Origin of the sequence: Streptomyces sp. P1-3, assembly GCF_050613155.1 — a bacterium.
Lineage (GTDB): Bacteria > Actinomycetota > Actinomycetes > Streptomycetales > Streptomycetaceae > Streptomyces.
Genome location: NZ_CP192512.1, coordinates 5,078,056 through 5,099,304, shown reverse-complemented (window position 1 = coordinate 5,099,304; position 21,249 = coordinate 5,078,056). Strand labels below are relative to the sequence as shown.

General features: G+C 74.5%; 2 protein-coding genes. Both read right to left on the bottom strand.

Annotation, left to right across the window (positions count from 1 at the left end; all coding sequences use genetic code 11):
• Positions 1-26: 26 nt before the first annotated feature.
• Positions 27-16,007 carry a type I polyketide synthase gene (locus tag ACQUSR_RS21795; protein WP_431044272.1) on the bottom strand — a complete coding sequence of 5,327 codons (15,981 nt, stop codon included), beginning with the start codon at positions 16,005-16,007 and terminating at the stop codon, positions 27-29.
• A gap of 206 nt (positions 16,008-16,213) precedes the next feature.
• Positions 16,214-21,238: a type I polyketide synthase gene (locus tag ACQUSR_RS21790; RefSeq protein WP_431044271.1), complete on the bottom strand. Its 5,025-nt coding sequence runs from the start codon at positions 21,236-21,238 to the stop codon at positions 16,214-16,216.
• Between the last annotated feature and the right edge of the window lie 11 nt (positions 21,239-21,249).

Sequence of the window (21,249 nt, the reverse complement as noted above, 5' to 3'; positions counted from 1 at the left end):
AGCTCATGTGGATCGGGTGCAGCGGGTCAGGAGAGCCCGAGCTCGTCGTCGAGAAGGCTGAAGATCTCGTCTGCTGTCGCGTCCTGGATCTCGCGGTCGTCGGCGGCGCTGTCCGTTGCACTGTGCGTTTCATTCCACTTCGACAGGAGGTCCCGCAGGCGGGTGGTGATTCCGGGGCGTCCGGCGTCGTCGGGGGCGATCGCGGCGAGGATCGCTTCGAGCTTGTCGAGTTCCGCGTGGACGGGCGGGTGGGCGGCGGCGGTGTCCGTGACGAGTTCTTCGCGCAGGTACCCGGCCAGTGCGGTGGGGGTCGGGTAGTCGAAGATCAGCGTGACGGGCAGCCGCAGCCCGGCGGCGGCACCGAGCCGGTTGCGCAGGTCCACGGCGGTGAGGGAGTCGAAGCCGAGGTCGAGGAAGCCGCGGGTGACGTCGACGTCGTCCGGCGTGCCGTGGCCGAGGACGGCCGCGACGTGGGTACGGACCAGGTCCAGCAGTTCCCGGTCGCGTTCGGCGTCCGGCAGCGCGGCCAGCCGCTCGGTGAGGCTGGTGCCGGAGCCCGCGGCCGTGCCGGTGGCCGTTCCGGTGCTCGGGCCGCCCCGCTCGGCGGCGCGCCGGACCGGGGTGCGGACCAGGCCGCGCAGCAGGGGCGGCAGCAGTCCGGCGGCGGCCTGGCCGCGCAGCGCGTTCGTGTCGAGCGCGATGGGGACCAGTACGGCGTCGTCGAGGGTTCCGGACAGGTCGAACAGGGCCAGGCCCTCGTCCTGCGGCAGGGCCGCGTAACCGCCCCGGGAGATCCGGGTCAGATCGGACGCGTCGAGGGCGCCCGCCATGCCGCCGTCCGCCGCCCACAGGCCCCAGGCCAGTGAGGTGGCCGGGAGGCCGTGCGCGGCGCGGTGCTGGGCGAGGGCGTCGAGGAAGGTGTTGGCGGCGGCGTAGTTGCCCTGTCCGGCGCTGCCGAAGACCCCAGCGGCGGAGGAGAAGAGCACGAACGCGGACAGGTCGAGATCGCGGGTCAGCTCGTGGAGGTGCCAGGCGGCGTCGACCTTGGGGCGCAGCACCGCGTCCATGCGCTCCGGGGTGAGGGAGCCGATGACGCCGTCGTCCAGGACGCCCGCGATGTGCACCACGGCGGTGAGCGGGTGCGCGGCGGGGACGGCGGCCAGGGTGGCGGCCAGGGCGTCGCGGTCGGCGGCGTCGCAGGCCGCCCAGGTGACCTCGGCGCCCAGGGCGCGCAGTTCGGCGGCGAGTTCGGCGGCCCCGGGGGCCTGGTCGCCGCGTCGGCCGGCCAGCAGCAGGTGCCGGGCGCCGCGTTCGGTGACCAGGTGGCGGGCGAACAGGCCGCCCAGGGTGCCGCTCGCGCCGGTGACCAGGACGGTGCCGTCGGCGGCGAAGACGCCGCGCGGCGCGGCGATGGCGGCGGCGGCGTCCGCCCCGGCGGTCGTGGGCGCCGCCGTGCCGGTGGCGCCCGCGGCGGCATCCGGCTCTGCCCTGCCTGGCCGGGCGTCCGTGCCGGTGGCGGCAGTGCCCGGTGCGTCGGCCGAGACGGTGACCCGTGCCAAGCGGAGGGCGTGCACGGCCCCGGCGCGAAGGGCGAGTTGCGGCTCCTCGGTGGCCAGCGCGGCGGGCAGGGCGCGGTCGGAGGCCTCGCTCCCGTCGGTGTCGATCAGGACGAACCGCCCGGGGTTCTCCGACTGCGCCGACCGGACCAGTCCCCACACGGTGGTGTGGATCAGGTCGGTGACGTCCTCTCCGGGCCGGGCCGCGACCGCGCCCCGGGTGACGAAGGCCAGCGGCGTGTCGGCCAACCGGCTGTCGTCCAGCCAGCGGTGCACCAGGTCGAGGGCCTGCCGGGCGGCCGCCCTGGCGGCGTCGGCCGTCCGGTCCGTGACGGCCGGGGCGGTGAGGGGCACGCACACCAGCTCAGGGGCGGTGCCGTCGGCGTCCACGGCGGCGGCGAGCGCGGCCAGGTCCGGGTAGGCGTCAAGGGGCTCGCCCGCGACGGTGAAGGTCCCGTCGCCGCCGAGGGCCACCCAGCGCTCGCCCACCGGCATGCCGTCGGCGGCGGGCACCGGCAGCGCGGTCCACTCGGGACGGAACAGCGACTCCTGGCGCGTGCCCCGGGACGCGTCGAGCTGCTCGGCGGCGAGCGGGCGCAGCACCAGGCCGCCAATGGTGGCGACCGCGGCGCCGGTGCCGTCGGCGAGGTGCAGCGTGACGGCGCCGGTTCCGGCGGGCCGGACCCGTACGCGCAGCGCGGCGGCGCCCCGCGCGTACAGCCGGACGCCGGTCCAGGCGAACGGCAGCCGCGCGCCGGTGCGACCGGTTTCGGCGTACGCACCGGAGCGGGCGGCGGCCCCGCCGGTGCCCGCGTCCGCACCGTTGGCCGCGTCAGGGGCCTGCGTGCCCGTACCGAGGCCGATCGTGTGCAGCGCGGCGTCCAGGAGGGCCGGGTGTACGCCGAACGCGGCGGCCTGGGTCTCGTAGCCCTCGGGCAGCCGGACGTCCGCGTACAGGTCGTCGCCGTGCCGCCAGGCGGCCGTCAGCCCCTGGAAGACGGGGCCGTAGCCGAGTCCGGCGGTGGCCGCGTGCTCGTAGAAGGCGTCGATGTCGAGGGGTTCGGCGTCGGCCGGGGGCCATTCGGCCGGGCCGGACGCCTCCGGTGCCTCGGCCGTGTGCTCCGCGGGCGCCAGGAACCCGGTGGCGTGCCGGGTCCACGGCCCGTCGGCACCCACGTCCTCCCGGCGGGAGTGCAGGCTCAGGGCGCGCCGTCCGGTCTCATCGGCGGCGGCGAGCCCGAGTCGCAGCTGGACGGCGCCGGTCGCGGGCAGCACCAGCGGGGCCTGGAGGGTCAGTTCCTCCACGGTGCCGCAGCCGACCTCGGTGCCCGCGCGCAGCGCCAGGTCGACGAAGGCCGTGCCGGGCAGCAGGACGGTGTCCATGACGGCGTGGTCGGCCAGCCAGGGGTGGCTCTGGAGGGACAGCCGACCGGTGAAGACGAAGCCGCCGGTGTCGGGGAGTTCGACGGCCGCGCCGAGCAGCGGGTGGCCGGCCGGCTCAAGGCCCGCGGAGGCGACGTCTTCGGCGGAAACCCCCACGTCCAGCCAGTAGCGGCGGCGCTGGAACGGGTACGTCGGCAGCTCCACGCGGCGGGCGCCGCGCCCGGCGTAGAAGGCGGTCCAGTCCACGGCCACGCCGCGGACGTGCGCCTGCGCCAGGGCCGTGGCCAGCGTCCGGCTCTCGGGCCGGCCGCCGCGCAGGACGGGGACGAACACCGCGTCGGCCTCGCCGGAGGAATCAGCGGAACCAGGGGAGCCGGCGATGTCGGCGGAACCGGTGGAGCCGGCGGTCAGGCAGTCCTCGCCCAGCGCGGACAGCACGCCGTCCGGGCCGAGTTCGACGAAGGTGGTCACGCCGTTGTCGCGCAGGGTGCGGACGCCGTCGAGGAAGCGGACGGCCTCCCGGACGTGCCGCACCCAGAACTCGGGCATCCCGATCTCCTCGGCGGAGACGACGGTTCCGGTCAGGTTCGACACGAGCGGGATCCGCGGGGCCTGGTACGTCAGCGTCTCGGCGAGCTTCCGGAAGTCCGCGAGCATGGGGTCCATGTGCGGGGAGTGGAAGGCGTGGCTGACGGTGAGCCGCTTGGTCTTCCGGCCCTCCGCCTCGAACCGCGCCGCGATCTCCAGCGCCACGTCCTCGTCACCGGCGATCACGACGGACGCCGGGCCGTTGACGGCGGCGATGCTCACCCGGTCGGTGAGCCGCGGCAGCACCTCCTCCTCCGGCGCCTGGACGGCGACCATCGCGCCGCCCACGGGCAGTCGCTGCATCAGACGCCCACGGGCGGCGACCAGCGCGCAGGCGTCGTCCAGGGACAGCACCCCGGCGACGTGCGCGGCGGTCAGCTCGCCGATCGAGTGCCCGGCGACGTAGTCCGGGGCCAGGCCCCAGGCCGTCAGCAGGCGGAACAGCGCCACCTCGGTCGCGAACAGCGCGGGCTGGGTGTACTCGGTACGGTCCAGCAGCGCGGCGTCCCCGCCGAACAGGACCTCCCCCAGCGGCCGTTCGAGGTGCCGGTCCAAGGCCGCGCACACCGTGTCCAGCGCCTCGGCGAACACCGGGAAGGTCTCGTACAGTTCGCGGCCCGCGCCCAGCCGCTGGCTGCCCTGGCCGGTGAACAGGAACGCCGTCTTCCCTTCGGCGGCGGTGCCGCGCAGCAGGTGTGCGGGGCTCTCCCCCCGGGCCAGCGCGTCGAGGGCGCGCAGCAGTTCCGCACGGTCGCCGGTGATGAGCGCGGCCCGCTGTTCGAGCGCGGCGCGGGTGGTGGCGAGTGCGTATCCGAGGTCGGTCGGGTCGAGGGCCGGCTCGGCGGCGACACGAGCGCGCAGGCGCTGGGCCTGGGCGCGCAGCCCGTCCTCGCCGCGCGCGGACAGCAGGACCGGTACGGCGGGCAGCGCGGCGGGCTCGGCGTCCTGTCCGGGCTCGGCGGCCTGTCCGGTGCCGGGGGCGGTCACAGGGTCGGCGGCGGGCGGCTCCTCGATGATGGCGTGCGCGTTGGTGCCGCTGATGCCGAAGGAGGAGACGCCGGCGCGCCGGGCCCGGCCGGACTCCGGCCACGGCCGGTCCTCGGTCAGCAGCGACACCGCGCCCGCGGACCACTCCACGTGCGGGGAGGGCGCGTCGACGTGCAGGGTCTTGGGCAGCACGCCGTGCCGCATCGCCAGCACCATCTTGATGACGCCCGCGACCCCGGAGGCGGCCTGGGTGTGGCCGAGGTTGGACTTGACCGAGCCGAGCCACAGCGGCTGGTCCGCCGGGCGGTCCTGCCCGTAGGTGGCCAGCAGCGCCTGCGCCTCGATGGGATCGCCGAGGACGGTGCCGGTGCCGTGCGCCTCGACGACGTCCACCTGGTCGCCGGTCAGCCGGGCGTTGGCCAGTGCCTGGCGGATGACGCGCTGCTGGGACGGGCCGTTGGGGGCCGTCAGTCCGTTGCTGGCGCCGTCCTGGTTGACGGCGGAGCCGCGGACGAGGGCCAGCACCTGGTGCCCGTTCCTGCGGGCGTCGGACAGCCGCTCCAGCAGCAGCACGCCCGCGCCCTCGCCCCAGCCGGTGCCGTCGGCGGCGGCCGCGAACGACTTGCAGCGCCCGTCGCGGGCCAGCCCGCGCTGGCGGCTGAACTCGATGAACGTACCCGGGGTGAACATCACGGTGACGCCGCCGGCCAGCGCCAGCGAGCACTCGCCGTTGCGCAGTGCCTGCGCCGCCAGGTGCAGCGCGACCAGCGACGACGAACAGGCGGTGTCGACGGTGACGGCCGGGCCCTCGAGCCCGAAGGTGTAGGCGACACGGCCGGAGACGACGCTGCTGGAGCTGCCGGTGCCGAGGTAGCCCTCGACCTCCTCCGGCACGGCGCGGAGCCGCGACCCGTAGTCGTGGTACATGACGCCCGCGAAGACACCGGTCTGCGTGCCGCGTACGGACAGCGGGTCGATGCCCGCCCGCTCGAACGCCTCCCACGACGTCTCCAGCAGCAGCCGCTGCTGCGGGTCCATGGCGAGGGCCTCGCGCGGCGAGATCCCGAAGAACGCCGGGTCGAAGTCGGCGGCGTCGTGCACGAAGCCGCCCTCACGGGCGTACGAGGTGCCCTGGGTCTCCGGGTCCGGGTCGTACAGCGCGTCCAGGTCCCAGCCGCGGTTGTCCGGGAACAGGGAGATGCCGTCCTCGCCCGCGGCGAGCATCCGCCACAGGTCCTCGGGGGTACGGACGCCGCCGGGGTAGCGGCAGCTCATCGCCACGATGGCGATCGGCTCGTCGTCGTGGGCGACGGCGGCGGCCGGGGCCGCCGGGGCGAGCTCGGCGGAGTGCTCCCCCACGAGCTCGGTGCGCAGATGGCGGGCGAGGACGGCCGGGTCCGGATAGTCGAAGACCAGGGTGGCGGGCAGCCGGAGCCCGGTCACCGCGTTGAGGTGGTTGCGCAGTTCGACGGCGGTGAGGGAGTCGAAGCCCAGCTCCTTGAACGCCCGCCCGGAACCGATGGTCTCCGGGCCCGCGTACCCGAGCACGGCCGCCACCTGCGCACGCACCAGCTCCAGCAGCGTCCGCTCCTGCTCGGCCTCACCCAGCCCCAGGAGCCGCCGCACCAGCCCGGATTCACCCGCGCCCGCCGCCACGGCATCCACCGCGCGCCGCGCCGGGACCCGCACCAGACCACGCAGCACCGGGGCGATCCCGCCGGTGGCCGCCTGCGTACCCAGCGCCGCGACGTCCACCCGCATCGGGACCAGCGACGGGTCCCCGACGCGCAACGCGGTGTCGAGCAGGGCGAGCCCTTCGGTCACCGGGATCGGGGGCAGCCCGGCGCGCCGCATGCGGGCGATGTCGGCCTCGTCGAGAGTGCCGCCCATGCCGCCGCCGGCCCACAGGCCCCACGCGAGCGCGGTGGCGGCCAGGCCGCGGGCGGCGCGGTGGGCGGCCAGCGCGTCCAGGAAGACGTTGGCGGCGGCGTAGTTGCCCTGCCCCGGGCCACCGAAGACGCCCGAGGAGGAGGAGAACAGGACGAAGGCGGAGAGGTCCAGGTCCTGGGTCAGCTCGTGCAGATGCCACGCCGCGTCCACCTTCGGACGCATCACGTGCGCGAGACGCTCGGGCGTCAGCGAACCGATGACGCCGTCGTCCAGCACACCGGCGGTATGGAACACGGCGGTCAGCGGGCGGTCGGCGGGGATCGCCGCCAGCAGCTCCGCGAGCGCGCCGCGATCGGCCACGTCGCAGGCGGCCCAACGGACCTCGGCGCCCGACTCGGCGAGTTCGGCGGCCAGTTCGGTCGCGCCAGGAGCCTGTTCGCCGCGCCGGCTGACCAGCAGCAGACGCCGTACGCCGTGCTCGGCCACGACATGCCGGGCCACCAGGCCACCCAGCGAACCCGACGCGCCGGTGATCAGCACCGTGCCGCCGGCATCCGGCCGCCAGGCGCGCTCGGTGGCCGACCCGGCGACGGGCACCCGTGCCAGCCGTGGCGTACGCACCGCACCCGCGCGCACCGCGAGCTGCGGTTCTCCGGAGGCCAGCGCGGTGGGCAGCGCGCGCGGCGAGTCCTCATGGCCGTCGACATCGACCAGGACGAACCGGCCGGGGTTCTCCGACTGCGCGGAACGCAGCAGCCCCCACACCGCGGCGGCCGCCGGATCGACCACCGGCTCCCCTGCCTCTGTGGCAACGGCCCCCGAGGTCAGCACGGCCAGGGTCGCATCCGCGAACCGCTCGTCGGACAGCCAGTCCTGCACCAGCGCGAGCGCGTCAGCGGCGAGACGGTGCGCGGCGGCGGCCACGTCCTCGCCGCTCTCCGCCACCGGCGATACGAAGACGACCTCGGGCGCCGGGGCACCCGACGCGACCGCCTCGGCCAGCGCCGCCAGGTCCGCGTACACCGCCACCTCGGCACCGGCACCCGCCAGCCCGAAGGCGTCGGCTCCCAGAACGGCCCAACGACCGCCCCGCGCGCCCAGCTCGGCCGTACCGGCGGAGAGTTCCGGCCACTCCATGTGGAACAGCGACTCGTGGTACGCGGTACGGGCGGTCCGCAGCTGATCGGCGGAGACCGGGCGCAGCCCGAGCGACTCCACGGTCGCGACCGGCGCACCGGTGGTGTCCGCGATCTCCAGCCGCACCGCGTCCGCACCCGCCGGCGACAGCCGGACGCGCAGCGCCGACGCGCCGCTCGCGTGCAGCGACACCCCGGACCAGGCGAACGGCAGCCGCCCCGCGTCATCGCTGGTGCCGAGGCCTCCGAGGCCGATGGCGTGCAGTGCGGCGTCCAGCAGCGCCGGGTGCAGCCCGAACCGGCCCGCCTCCTCTTCGGCGTCCTGCGGCAGGGACACCTCGGCGAAGATCTCTCCGTCCCGCCGCCATGCCGTGCGCAGGCCCTGGAAGGCGGGCCCGTAAGCGAAACCGATGTCCAGCAGGCCCGCGTAGCGGTCGCCGAGGTCCACCTCGACCGCGTCGGCCGGAGGCCACGCGCTGAGGTCGAACGACGCTTGCGGCGCCGCGTCAGGGGCCAGCACACCGCTGGCGTGCCGGGTCCACGGCTCCTCGGCGGGGAGGTTCTCCAGCCGGGAGTGCAGCGTCAGCGGCCGGCGACCCGACTCGTCAGCCGCACCCACGGCCAGCCGCAGCTGCACGCCGCCCTGCTCGGGCAGCACCAGCGGCGCCTCCAGCGTCAACTCCTCCAGCAGGTCGCAACCCACCTGGTCCCCGGCCCGGACCGCCAGCTCCACGAACGCCGTACCCGGCAGCAACACCGTGTCCAGGATCGTGTGGTCGGCCAGCCACGGGTGGGTCGACAGCGCGAGGCGGCCGGTGAAGAGCACGATGTCCGCGTCGGGCAGTTCGGCGCTGGCCCCCAGCAGCGGGTGCCCGGCCTCACCCAGACCCACGGCGGCGACATCGCCGAGGAAGAGGGAGGACACCTTGGGCCAGTAGCGCTCACGCTGGAACGCGTAGGTCGGCAGCTCGGCCTGCCGGGCACCGGTGCCCGCGAAGCGCGCGGCCCAGTCCACGGCCACACCACGTACATGGGCTCGGGCGACGGCGGCCGTAAGCGCTTCGGCCTCCGGCCTGCCCTTGCGCAGGACGGGGACGGAGACGGCGGCCTCGCCGGTGACGCACTCCTGCGCCATCGCGGAGAGCACCCCGTCCGGGCCCAACTCGACGTACGTCGTGACGCCCTGGGCTTCGAGGGTCCGTACGGCATCGACGAAGCGGACGGACTCGCGGACGTGCCGCACCCAGAAGTCGGCGGTCGCGATCTCATCAGCGGAGACCACGGCACCCGTCAGACCGGACACGATCGGAATACGCGGCGCCTCATACGACAACCCCTCGGCCACCGCACGGAACGCGTCCAACATGCCGTCCATACGGGGCGAGTGGAACGCGTGGCTGACAGCGAGCCGCTTGGTCTTCCGGCCCTCCGCCTCGAACCGCGCCGCGACCTCCAGCGCCACGTCCTCATCACCGGCGATGACCACAGAGGTCGGGCCGTTGAGGGCGGCGATGCTCACCCGGTCGGAGAGCAGCGGGAGCACCTCCGCCTCCGACGCCTGGACCGCGATCATCGCGCCACCGGCCGGGAGTTCCTGCATCAGACGGCCACGGGCGGCGACGAGCGTGCACGCGTCCGCCAGAGACAGCACCCCGGCCACATGCGCGGCCGCCAGCTCACCGATCGAGTGCCCGGAGAGGAAGTCCGCCTTCAGGCCCCACGCCTCGACCAGACGGAACAACGCCACCTCGACCGCGAACAACGCCGGCTGCGTATACCCCGTCTGATCCAGCAGCCCGGCGTCCTCGCCGAACAGCACATCCTTCAACGGCCGTTCCAGGTGCGCGTCCAGCTCCGCGCAGACCGCGTCCAGCGCCTCCGCGAACACCGGATACGCCTCGTACAGCTCACGGCCCATGCCGAGCCGCTGGCTCCCCTGCCCCGTGAACAGGAACGCCACCTTGCCCGCGACAGCCGTGTCCGTGACCAGACCGGCCGCACTGCGGCCCTCCGCCAGCGCCGCCAACCCCGCCAGCAGCCCCTCCCGGTCCCCGCCGATGACCGCCGCGCGCTCCTCGAAGGACGTACGACGGGTGGCGAGCGAGAACGCGGCGTCCAGGGGCGCGATGTCGGGGCGTTCGGTGAGGTGCGTGTGCAGTCGGTGTGCCTGGTCGCGCAGGGCCTGGTCCGTCTTGCCGGACAGGAGCCAGGCGAGCGCTCCGGCTGCCGGTGCGGTGACCGGCGTTCCGGTGGCGACGGCCGGGTCGGGCTCGGGTGCCTGCTCGATGATGGTGTGCGCGTTGGTGCCGCTGATGCCGAACGACGAGACGGCGGCCCGGCGCGGGCGGCCGGTCTCCGGCCACTCCACCGGCTCCGTAAGCAGCGCGATGTCGCCCGCCGACCAGTCGACGTGCGGCGTCGGCTCGTCCACGTGCAAGGTCCGCGGCAGCAGCCCGTGCCTGATCGCCAGCACCATCTTCATCACGCCCGCGACGCCGGCGGCGGCCTGCGTGTGGCCGAAGTTGGACTTGATGGAGCCCAGCCACAGCGGCCGGTCCTCGGCCCGGCCCTGGCCGTACGTGGCCAGGAGCGCCTGCGCCTCGATGGGGTCGCCGAGCTTCGTTCCCGTGCCGTGCGCCTCGACCGCGTCCACCTCGGCGGCCGACAGCCCGGCACTCGCCAAGGCCTGGCGGATCACGCGCTGCTGCGACGGACCGTTGGGGGCCGTCAGGCCGTTGCTGGCACCGTCCTGGTTGACGGCCGAGCCACGCACGACCGCCAGCACCGGATGGCCGTTGCGCCGGGCGTCCGACAGCCGCTCCACGAGCAGCATGCCGACCCCCTCACCCCAGCCCGTACCGTCCGCACCCGCCGCGAACGCCTTGACCCGGCCGTCGGCGGCCAGCCCGCGCTGACGGCTGAAGTCGATGAACGACGACGGGGTGGACATGACGGTGACGCCACCGGCCAGCGCCAGCGTGCACTCGCCTTGCCGCAGCGCCTGGATCGCCCAGTGCAGCGCGACCAGCGACGACGAGCACGCCGTGTCGACGGTGACCGCCGGGCCCTCAAGACCGAGTGCGTACGCGACACGGCCGGACAGCACGCTGGCCGCGTTGCCGGTGCCGAGGAAGCCTTCCGCGCCATCCGGGGCGGCGAGGATGACCGGCAGGTAGTCCTGGCCGTTGGTGCCCGCGAAGACGCCGACCTGTTGGCCGCGCAGCGTTACGGGGTCGATGCCCGCCCGCTCGAACGCCTCCCACGACGTCTCCAGCAGCAACCGCTGCTGCGGATCCATGGCGAGGGCCTCGCGCGGCGAGATCCCGAAGAAGGCCGGGTCGAAGTCGGCGGCGTCGGCGACGAAGCCGCCCTCGCGGACGTACGTCGTGTTCTCGGCGGCCGACTCCGGGTCGTACAGGCTCTCGATGTCCCAGCCGCGGTCGGCGGGGAAGCCGGTCACCGCGTCCTGCCCGGACGCCAGCAGCCGCCACAGCTCCTCGGGAGTACGGACCCCACCGGGGAAACGGCAGCTCATCGCCACGATCGCGATCGGGTCCGCGTCGACGGCGGCAAGCGGCGCGACGGGCGCGGCCTCGGCCGGCCGGGAGCCGACCAGTTCTGCCTGGAGGAAGTCGGCCAGGGCGAGCGGGGTCGGGTAGTCGAAGACGAGGGTGGCGGGGAGCTTCAGCCCGGTGAGCGAGCCCAGCAGGTTGCGGATCTCCACCGCGGTGAGGGAGTCGAAGCCGAGGTCCCGGAAGGCGCGGGCGGGCTCGACGGAGTCGGGTCCGGGGTAGCCGAGGACGACGGCGACCTGGGTGCGGACGAAGTCCAGGGCGAGCTGGTCGCGCTCCTCCGCGGTGGCGGCGACGGTCAGCCGGTGGGCGAGCGAGCCGTCGTCGGAGTCCGTGCCCGTACCCGCGCTGCCGCTTGGAGCCACCGACCGCTCCAGGGCACGCCGGGCCTCGGGGAGATCGGCAATGAGCGGGTTGGGGCGGATGGCGGTGAGGCCGGGCGCGAACCGGTCCCAGTCGATGTCGACGACGAGCGAGAACGTCTCTCCCCCAGCGCTGCCGCTGGGAGGTGCCCCCAGCCGAAGTGCGGTGTGCAGGGCGGCGGTGGCCAGGTCGGGGGCGAGCGCGGGCAGCCCGGAGTGCCGGAGCCGTTCGGCGACGAGTCCGTCGGCGGCCATGCCGCCTTCGGCCCAGGCGCCCCAGGCGATGGACGTGGCGGGCAGGCCCTCCGCGCGGCGCGCCTCCGCGAGCGCGTCGAGATAGGCGTTGGCGGCCGTGTAGTTGGCCTGGCCCGCGGCGCCGAACGTGCCCGCCATGGAGGAGAAGAGCACGAAGGCGGTCAGGTCGAGGTCGCGGGTCAGCTCGTGCAGATGGCGTGCCGCTTCGGCCTTGGCGCGCAGTACGGCGGCGAACCGCCGCGGGGTCTGGGCGTCGAGGACGCCGTCGTCCAGCACCCCGGCCGCGTGGACGACCGTGGTGAGCGGGTGGCGCGCGGGGATGGTGGCCAGCAGCTGCGCGAGCGCGGCGCGGTCGGCGGTGTCGCAGGCGGCGATGGTCACCTGGGCGCCCAGCGCGGTGAGTTCGTCGCGCAGCTCCGCCGCGCCCGGCGCGTCCGGGCCCCGGCGGCTGGTCAGCAGCAGGTGCTCGGCGCCGTTGCGGACGAGCCAGCGGGCCACGTGGGCGCCGAGGGCGCCGGTGCCGCCGGTCACGAGCGCGGTGCCGTGCGTCGTCCATGGCGTGTCGGCGGCGGGGTCGGTCTGCGGGGCGCGGCTGAGGCGCCGTACGAAGGTGCCGTTCGGGCGGATGGCGAAGTGGTCCTCGTCGCCGGGGCCCGCGAGGGCGTCGGCGAGCCGGCCGAGGGCGCGGTCGTCGACGGTGGCGGGCAGGTCGATCAGCCCGCCCCAGCGGTCGGGGTGTTCGTGGGCGGCGGTCCGGCCCAGGCCCCACAGCTGTGCCTGGGCGGGGCTGGTGAGCCGGTCGGAGCGGCCGGTGGAGACAGCGCCGCGGGTGGCGGCCCACAGCCGCGCGTCCACGCCCATGTCGCCGAGTGCCTGGATGAGGGCGAGGGTGGCGGCGACGCCGGCGGGCAGCTCGGGGTGGCCGGGGTGGGGTTGCTCTCCCCCAGCACTGCTTTCCCCGTCTTCTCCCAGCGCGGCTGCTGGGGGTGCCCCCAGGCCCAGGAGCGACAGGACGCCGTCGACCCGGATTGCCTCCGCCTGGTCGTCGTTGGGCGGGGTGTCGTCGCGTAGGGCGGCCCGCAGCTGCGCGGCTATGGAGGCGCGGTCGGCGGTGGCCGTGTCCACGGTGATCTGCCGGACCTGGACGCCGCGTTCGGTCAGCATGCGGACGGCAGCCGCCGCCCAGGGGCTGCCGTCCCCGTCCGGGGTGACCACCAGCCAGGTACCGGAGAGCCGGGACCGTGTCCCCCCGGTGAGCGGCTTCCATGTGACGCGGTAGCGCCAGCCGTCGACGGTGCTCCGGTCGTGGCTCTGCCTGCGCCAGGCGGACAGGGCGGGCAGGACGGCGCTGAGCGGCTGGTCGCCGTCGAGGCCGAGGGTGTCGACCAGGGCCGCGAGGTCCTCGCTGTGGACGACCTCCCAGAAGCGGGCGTCGGCGGTGTCGAGCGCGGTGACGGGCGCGGTGGCCTCGTCGTCCCCGTAGGTGAAGGGGTTCGAGGGCCAGTAGCGCTGCCGCTGGAAGGCGTACGTGGGCAGGGCGACGCGGCGGGCCCCGGTGCCGGAGTAGTACGTGTGCCAGTCGACGGCGGCACCGCGTACGTGAGCTTGGGCGAGCACCTGGGTCAGGGCGCGGGCCTCGGGGCGGTCGGCGCGCAGGGCCGGTACGAAGGCGTGGGTCCGGGCCTTGGTGCTGGTCAGGCAGTCCTGGGCCATGGCGGACAGGACTCCGGCGGGGCCCAGTTCGACATAGGTCGTCACGCCGTGGTCGTCGAGCCACCGGATGCCGTCGAGGAACCGGACGGCCTGGCGGACGTGCCGCACCCAGAAGTCGGGGGTGGTGATCTCGTCGGCGGAGACCAGCGTCCCGGTGAGGTTGGAGACGATCGGGATCTTCGGCGGCTGGTAGGTCAGCTTCTCCGCGACCTGGCGGAAGGCGCCGAGCATGCCGTCCATGCGCGGGGAGTGGAACGCGTGGCTCACCGTCAGCCGCTTGGTCTTGCGGCCGTCCGCCTCGAACCGCTTCGCGATCTCCAGTGCCGCGTCCTCGTCGCCCGCGACGACGACCGACGCCGGACCGTTGATCGCGGCGATGCCCACCCCGTCGGTGAGCAGCGGCAGCACCTCCGCCTCCGACGCCTGGATCGCGATCATCGCGCCACCGGCGGGGAGTTGCTGCATCAGCTGGCTGCGGGCCGCGACCAGGGCGCAGGCGTGGGTGAGCGACAGCACTCCGGCGACGTGCGCGGCGGCCAGTTCGCCGATGGAGTGCCCGGACAGGAAGTCGGGCTTGAGGCCCCAGGACTCCACCAGCCGGAACAGCGCCACCTCGACGGCGAACAGCGCGGGCTGGGTGTACCCCGTCTGGTCCAGTTGTTCGGCGTCCTCGCCGAACAACACGTCCTTGAGGGGCTGGTCCAGGAAGCGGTCGAGTTGGGCGCAGACGTCGTCCAGCGCCTTGGTGAACACCGGGTACGTCTCGTACAGTTCGCGGCCCATGCCGAGCCGCTGGCTGCCCTGGCCGGTGAAGAGGAACGCGACCTTGCCCTCGGCGGCCAGGCCCTCGATCAGTGCGGGGTGCCGCTCTCCGGCGGCCAGCGCGGCCAGACCCGCCAGGAGCTCGTCGCGGTCGCTCGCGGCCACGACGGCGCGCCGGTCCAGCGCGGCACGGGTGACGGCCTGCGCGTAGCCGACGTCGGTCAGGCGCAGGTCCGGGTGGGCGGCGAGGTGCGCGCGCAGCCGCCCGGCCTGGGCGCGCAGCGCGTCCGGGTTCTTGCCGGAGAGGACGACGGGCGTCAGCGGCGGCGCGGCCGGGGTGCCGTCCGTTCCGGTGGCCGCGGCCTCGCCCGTGCCCGGTTCGCCGTCCGTCCCGGGTACAGGGGCGTCCGTCCCGGGGACGGGGGCCTGCTCGATGATGGTGTGCGCGTTGGTGCCGCTCATGCCGAACGACGAGACGGCGGCGCGGCGCGGGGAGTCGGTCCGGGGCCATGCCCGCGACTCCGTGAGGAGTTCGACGTGGCCCGCCGTCCAGTCGACGTGCGGGGTGGGCTCGGTGAGGTGGAGGGTCTTGGGCAGCACCCCGTGCCGCAGTGCCATGACCATCTTGATGACGCCGCCGACACCGGCGCCCGCCTGGGCGTGGCCGAGGTTGGACTTGACCGAGCCGATCAGCAGCGGCCGGTCCGCCGGGCGGTCCTGGCCGTACGTGGCCAGCAGTGCCTGCGCCTCGATCGGGTCGCCCAGGGCGGTGCCGGTGCCGTGCGCCTCGATGGCGTCGACCTGGTCCGGGGTGAGCCGGGCGTTGGCCAGCGCCTGGAGGATGACGCGCTGCTGGGAGGGGCCGTTGGGGGAGGTGAGGCCGTTGCTGGCGCCGTCCTGGTTGACGGCGGAGCCGCGGATGACGGCGAGCACCGGGTGGCCCATGCGCTGGGCGTCCGAGAGCCGCTCGACCAGCAGCATGCCGACGCCCTCGCCCAGGCAGAAGCCGTCGGCCTCGGGCGCGAAGGGCTTGGAGCGGCCGTCGCGGGCCAGTCCACGCATCTTGCTGTAGTCGACGAAGACCCCGGGGGCGCACATCAGGGTCGCGCCGCCGGCCAGCGCCTGCGTGCACTCGCCGTTCCGCAGCGCCTGGACGGCGAGGTGGAGCGCCACCAGCGAGGAGGAGCAGGCGGTGTCGACGGAGACGGCGGGGCCTTCGAGGCCGAAGGTGTACGACAGCCGTCCGGAGGCGACGCTGGCGGCGTTGCCGGTGCCGAAGTAGCCCTCGAAGTTCTCCGTGGAGCTGAGGATGGCGGTCAGGTAGTCGTGGTTGCTGGTGCCGACGAAGACACCGATCTGCTTGCCGCGCACCGAGGTCGGGTCGACTCCGGCCCGTTCGAACGCCTCCCAGGAGGTCTCCAGCAGCATGCGCTGCTGCGGGTCCATGCCGAGCGCTTCGCGGGGACTGATGCCGAAGACCGAGGGGTCGAAGTCGGCGATGCCGTCGACGAAGCCGCCCTCGTGCACATAGCTGGTGCCGGGGTGGTCCGGGTCCGGGTGGTACATCGTCTCGACGTCCCACCCGCGGTCGACGGGGAAGTCGCCGACGGCGTCGACACCCTCGCTGACGATCCGCCACAGGTCCTCCGGGGAACGCACCCCGCCGGGATAGCGGCAGCCGATTCCCACGATGGCGATGGGGTCGTGGTTCTTCGCCTCCGCCTCGCGCAGGCGGCGGCGTGTTTGATGCAGATCCGCCGTTACCAGCTTGAGGTAGTCCCGCAGCGTCTCTTCATTCGCCATTTAAACGCAACCCATTTACGGCAGACCGGCATCGAAAAATAACCAAAATCAGTCGAGTTCTCGGCGAGAGGCTATGGCCGGGCTAACCGTCCCGACAACCCCTGACTGCCCCCTACCACCCCCTGCGTGAATTCGGGGGCGATAAGGGGCAGTCGAATTTCAGCATCCCGTCAGGGGGTGCAGGAAATCCTGTAAAGGAATTCCTGTCAAGCCCTGCCGAGCCCCTTGTTGATAAACGCGAACAGCTCTTCGTCGCCGGCCGACCCCAACGGGTCGGCGTCTTCGCCCGCGGCTGTCGGCGCCGGCAGCGGGCCGTCCGCGTCGTTCGCGTCGTTCGCGTCGTCCGCCTGGTTCCACTTCGCCAGCAGGGACTGGAGACGCATGGTGATGCGGGCCCGGGCGACGCCGTCCGGGGCGCTCGCCGCCAGCGCGGACTCCAGCCTGTCGAGTTCTTCGAGCACCGGGGCGCCGGTGGCCGCCGCGTCGGGCACCACCTCGGCCCGCAGGTACGCGGCCACCGCGGCCGGCGTCGGGTGGTCGAAGATCAGGGTGGGCGGCAGCTTCAGCCCGCTGGCGGCGCCCAGCCGGTTGCGGAGTTCCACCGCCGTGAGCGAGTCGAACCCCAGCTCCTTGAAGGCCCGGCCCGCCTCGACCGCCTCGGCACCGGAGTGCCCCAGCACCGCCGCGACCGCGCCGCGCACCAGGTCCAGCAGCACCCGTTCCCGCTCGGTGTCCGGCAGGCCCGCGAGCTGCTGGGCCAGCGCCACGCCGCCCGCGGCCTCCTCGGCCGCGGCCGCCCGTGCCTCCTCGACCACCCGGCGGGCCTCGGGCAGCCCGCCCAGCAGCGGACGCGGCCGGTCGGCGGTGTAGGCGAGGGTGAACCGCCGCCAGTCCATGTCGATGACGGTCAGCGCCGTCTCGTCCCGGTCCAGTGCGTGCTGGAGCGCGGTGACGGCCGACTCGGGCGCCATCTCGTTGATGCCGTGGCGGCGCATACGGTCCCCCACCGCCCCGTCAACCGTGCCGCCGTCGCCCCACGGGCCCCAGCTGAGGGTGGTGGCGGGCAGCCCGTCGGCGCGCCGCTGCTCGGCGAAAGCGTGCAGGAAGGCGTTGCCGGGCGCCTGGTTGCCCTGCCCCGGCGCGCCGAAGACCGCCGAGAAGTGGGAGAACATCACGAACGCGGACAGGTCCAGGTCCTTGGTGAGCTCGTGCAGATGGCGGGTGGCGTCGACCTTCAGCCGCAGCACCCGGTCCATCTGGTCCGGCGTCAGCCCCTCGATCACGCCGTCCTCGGCCACCGCTGCGGTGTGCACCACGGCTGTCAGCGGGTGCTCGGCGGGAATGCCGGCCAGCAGCCCGCCCACCGCGTCCCGGTCGCCCAGGTCGCAGGCGGCGACGGTGACCTCCGCGCCCAGCCCGGTCAGCTCGGCGGTCAGCTCGGCCGCGCCGGGTGCCTCCCCGCCCCGGCGGCCCGCCAGCAGCAGGTGCCGGGCACCGGCTCGGGCCAGCCGACGGGCGACCTGGGCGCCCAGCGTGCCCGTACCACCGGTGACCAGCACGGTGCCGTCCGGCTGCCAGGGCCGTACGGCGGGGGTCTCGGCCAGCGGGGCGCGCACCAGCCGCGGGACGAACAGCCCGGTGGCGCGGACCGCCACCTGGTCGTCGTCGCCGCCCGAGGCGAGCACCCCGGCCAGCCGGGTCAGGGCCGGCCCGTCCAGCGTCCCGGGCAGGTCCACCAGTCCGCCCCAGCGCTCCAGGTGCTCCAGCGCTGCCACCCGGCCCAGCCCCCACACCAGCGCCTGGACGGGCGAGTCCGGCCGGTCCGACCGGCCGGTGGAGACGGCGCCCTGGGTCACGCACCACAGCGGCGCGTCGACCTCGGCGTCGCCCAGCGCCTGGATCAGCGCGAGCTGCGCGGCGACGCCGGAGGGTACGGAGGAGTGCACCGGGTGCGGCCGCTCGGCCGGCGCCAGCAGGGACAGGACGCCGGTCACGGCCTCGTCGGCGCCGGCTTCCGCCAGCTCGGCGCGGAGTCGGCCGGTCAGCGCCGTACGGTCCGGGGCCTCGGCGTCCACGACGATCCGCCGTACGGTGGCGCCGTGTTCGGCGAGCGCGTCCGCCACGGCGGTCGCCTGCTCTCCCCCAGCGCGGCTGCTGGGAGGTGCCCCCACGGCGCCGGGGACCACGACCAGCCAGGTGCCGGACAGTCGGGCGGTGGGCCCGTCGGGCAGCGGCTGCCACGTCAGGCGGTAGCGCCAGCCGTCGACGGTCGACTCCTCACGGGCCTGCCTGCGCCACGAGGACAGCGCGGGCAGCACGGCGCTGAACGGCTGGTCGGCGTCGACGTCCAGCTCACTGGCCAGCGCCTGCCAGTCCTCCCGCTCGACGGCCGCCCAGAAGCGGGCGTCGACCGGGTCGGCACGGTCGGGTCCCGCGGCGCGCGCGGGCGCGGCCTCGGGCCAGTAGCGCTGGTGCTGGAAGGCGTAGGTGGGCAGGTCGACGCGGTCGGCGTCGCCGTAGACGGCGCTCCAGTCCACGGCCACACCACGGGCCCACGCCTCGCCCAAGGAGAGCCAGAAGCGCTCCAGCCCACCCTCGTCGCGGCGCAGCGAGCCGAGTACGGCGGCCTCGCGGCCCGCGTCCTCGGCCGTCTCCTGCACGCCCATGGTCAGCACGGGGTGCGCGCTGGACTCGATGAAGATCCCGAAGCCCTCATCCAGCAACTTCCGTACAGAGCCTTCGAGTTCGACGGTGCGACGCAGGTTGGTGAACCAGTACTCGGCGTCCAGCTCCGGGCCCTCGACCCACTCGCCTGTGACGGTGGACAGGAACGGCACCCGGGCGGCCCGGGGCCGTACGGGAGCGAGGAGGCCCAGCAGTTCGTCGCGGAGCAGCTCCACCTGGGCGGAGTGCGAGGCGTAGTCCACGGGGACGCGACGGGCCCGCACCTCATCCGCCTCGCACGAGGCCAGCAGCTCATCCAGTGCGGCGGGTTCGCCGGAGACGACCACCGAGGACGGGCCGTTCACGGCCGCCACGGATATCCGCTCTTCACCCCACGCCGCGATCCGCTCGCGGACCTGCGCGACCGGCAGGGCGATGGAGACCATGCCGCCCTTGCCCGCCAGCACCCGGCCGATCGCCTGGCTGCGCAGCGCCACGACGCGGGCCGCGTCCTGAAGGGACAGAATCCCCGCCACGCAGGCGGCGGCGATCTCTCCCTGTGAGTGACCCACCACCGCGTCCGCGCGCACGCCCAGCGAACGCCACAACTCGGCAAGGGAGACCATCACCGCGAACAGCACCGGCTGGACGACGTCGACGCGGTCCAGCGACGGCGCACCCTCCACACCCCGCAGCACATCCACCAACGACCAGTCGGTGAACTCCGCCAGCGCGGCGGCGCACTCCTCGATGCGGGCGGCGAACACCGGCGAGGCGTCCAGCAGCCCGATCGCCATCCCCACCCACTGCGAACCCTGGCCGGGGAAGACGAGGGCGACCTGGCCGCCGACGGCCGAGCCCTGCACCACACTCGGCGCCATGGCCCCGTCGGCCACCGCTTGGAGGCCGTCCAGCAGCGCGTCCCGGCCCCCGCCGACCACCACCGCGCGACGCTCCAGGGCGGACCGGGTGACGGCGAGGGAGTAGGCCACGTCCACCGGGCGGGCCCCGGCGTCGGCCCGCAGCCGGTCCAGCAGCTTCGCGGCCTGGGCGCGCAGCGCCGCCTCGCCCTTGCCGGAGAGCACCCACGGCAGCACGCCCGGCTGCCGCCGCTCCGGCTCCGCGGCGGGCGTGCCACGCGGCGGCAGCCGCATATCGTCTGCCGCCTCAGCCAGGTGCTCCGCCGGGGCCTGCTCGATGATGGCGTGCGCGTTGGTGCCGCTGAACCCGAAGGAGGACACGCCCGCGCGCCGCGCGCGGCCCGTCTCCGGCCAGGCCGTGGTGTCCCGTACGAGCGCGACGGAACCGGCCGCCCAGTCGATGTGCGGGGACGGTTCGGCGATGTGCAGGGACGGCGGCAGTACGCCGTGCCGCATGGCGAGCACCATCTTCATCACGCCCGCGATGCCCGCGGCGCCCTGGGTGTGGCCGATGTTGGACTTGACCGAACCGAGCAGCAGCGGCCGGTCCGCCGGGCGGTCCTGGCCGTAGGTCGCCAGCAGCGCCTGCGCCTCGATCGGGTCGCCCAGCGCGGTACCGGTGCCGTGCGCCTCGACGACGTCCACATCGGCGGCGGAGAGGCGGGCGTTGGCCAGGGCGCCGCGGATGACGCGCTGCTGGGAGGGGCCGTTGGGGGCGGTGAGCCCGTTGCTGGCGCCGTCCTGGTTGATGGCGCTGCCCCGGACGACGGCCAGGACCTGGTGGCCGTTCCTGCGCGCGTCCGACAGCCGTTCCAGCAGCAGGACGCCGATGCCCTCGGCGGGGCCGAACCCGTCGGCGTCCGACGAGAACGCCTTGCAGCGGCCGTCCTTCGACAGGCCGCGCTGGCGGCTGAACTCGATGAACAGGCCGGGGGTCGACATCACGTGGACGCCGCCCGCCAGGGCCAGCGAGCACTCGCCGAGCCGCAGCGCCTGGACGGCCAGGTGCAGGGCGACCAGGGACGCCGAGCAGGCCGTGTCGACGGTGACCGCCGGGCCTTCGAGGCCGAAGGCGTACGACACCCGGCCGGACAGCACGCTGGCGGCGTTGCCGGTGCTCAGGTGCCCACCGAAGTCCTCCTCGGCCTCCAGCGCCACCGACAGGTAGTCGGAGGCGTTGATGCCCGCGAAGACACCGGTGCGGCTGCCGCGGAGCGTGTGCGGGGCGATGCCGGCGCGCTCGAACGCCTCCCAGGAGGTCTCCAGCAGCAGCCGCTGCTGCGGGTCCATGGCCATCGCCTCGCGCGGGGAGATCCCGAAGAACGCCGGATCGAACTCGGTGGCGCCGCTGAGGAATCCGCCCTGGCGGGTGTAGGTGGTGTTCGGGGTGTCGGGGTCCGGGTCGAACAGGTTCCGCAGATCCCATCCCCGGTCGGCCGGGAAATCCGTCAGGGCGTCGCCACCGGCGGTGAGCAGCCGCCACAGCTCCTCTGGGGTGCGGATACCGCCGGGGAAGCGGCAGCTCATCGCCACGATGGCGATCGGCTCGCGGGCCTGGTCCTCGATTTCTTCCAGGCGCCGGTAAGCCTCGTCGAGATCTGTGGTGACCTTCTTCAGATATTCGCGGAGCTTTGCTTCGTTCGCCATTGGCGTTTTCC

Excerpts from the sequence above, each read along its gene's own strand:
- ACQUSR_RS21790 (WP_431044271.1), bottom strand. The coding sequence starts at position 21,238 with ATGGCGAACGAAGCAAAGCTCCGCGAATATCTGAAGAAGGTCACCACA.
- ACQUSR_RS21795 (WP_431044272.1), bottom strand. The coding sequence starts at position 16,007 with ATGGCGAATGAAGAGACGCTGCGGGACTACCTCAAGCTGGTAACGGCG.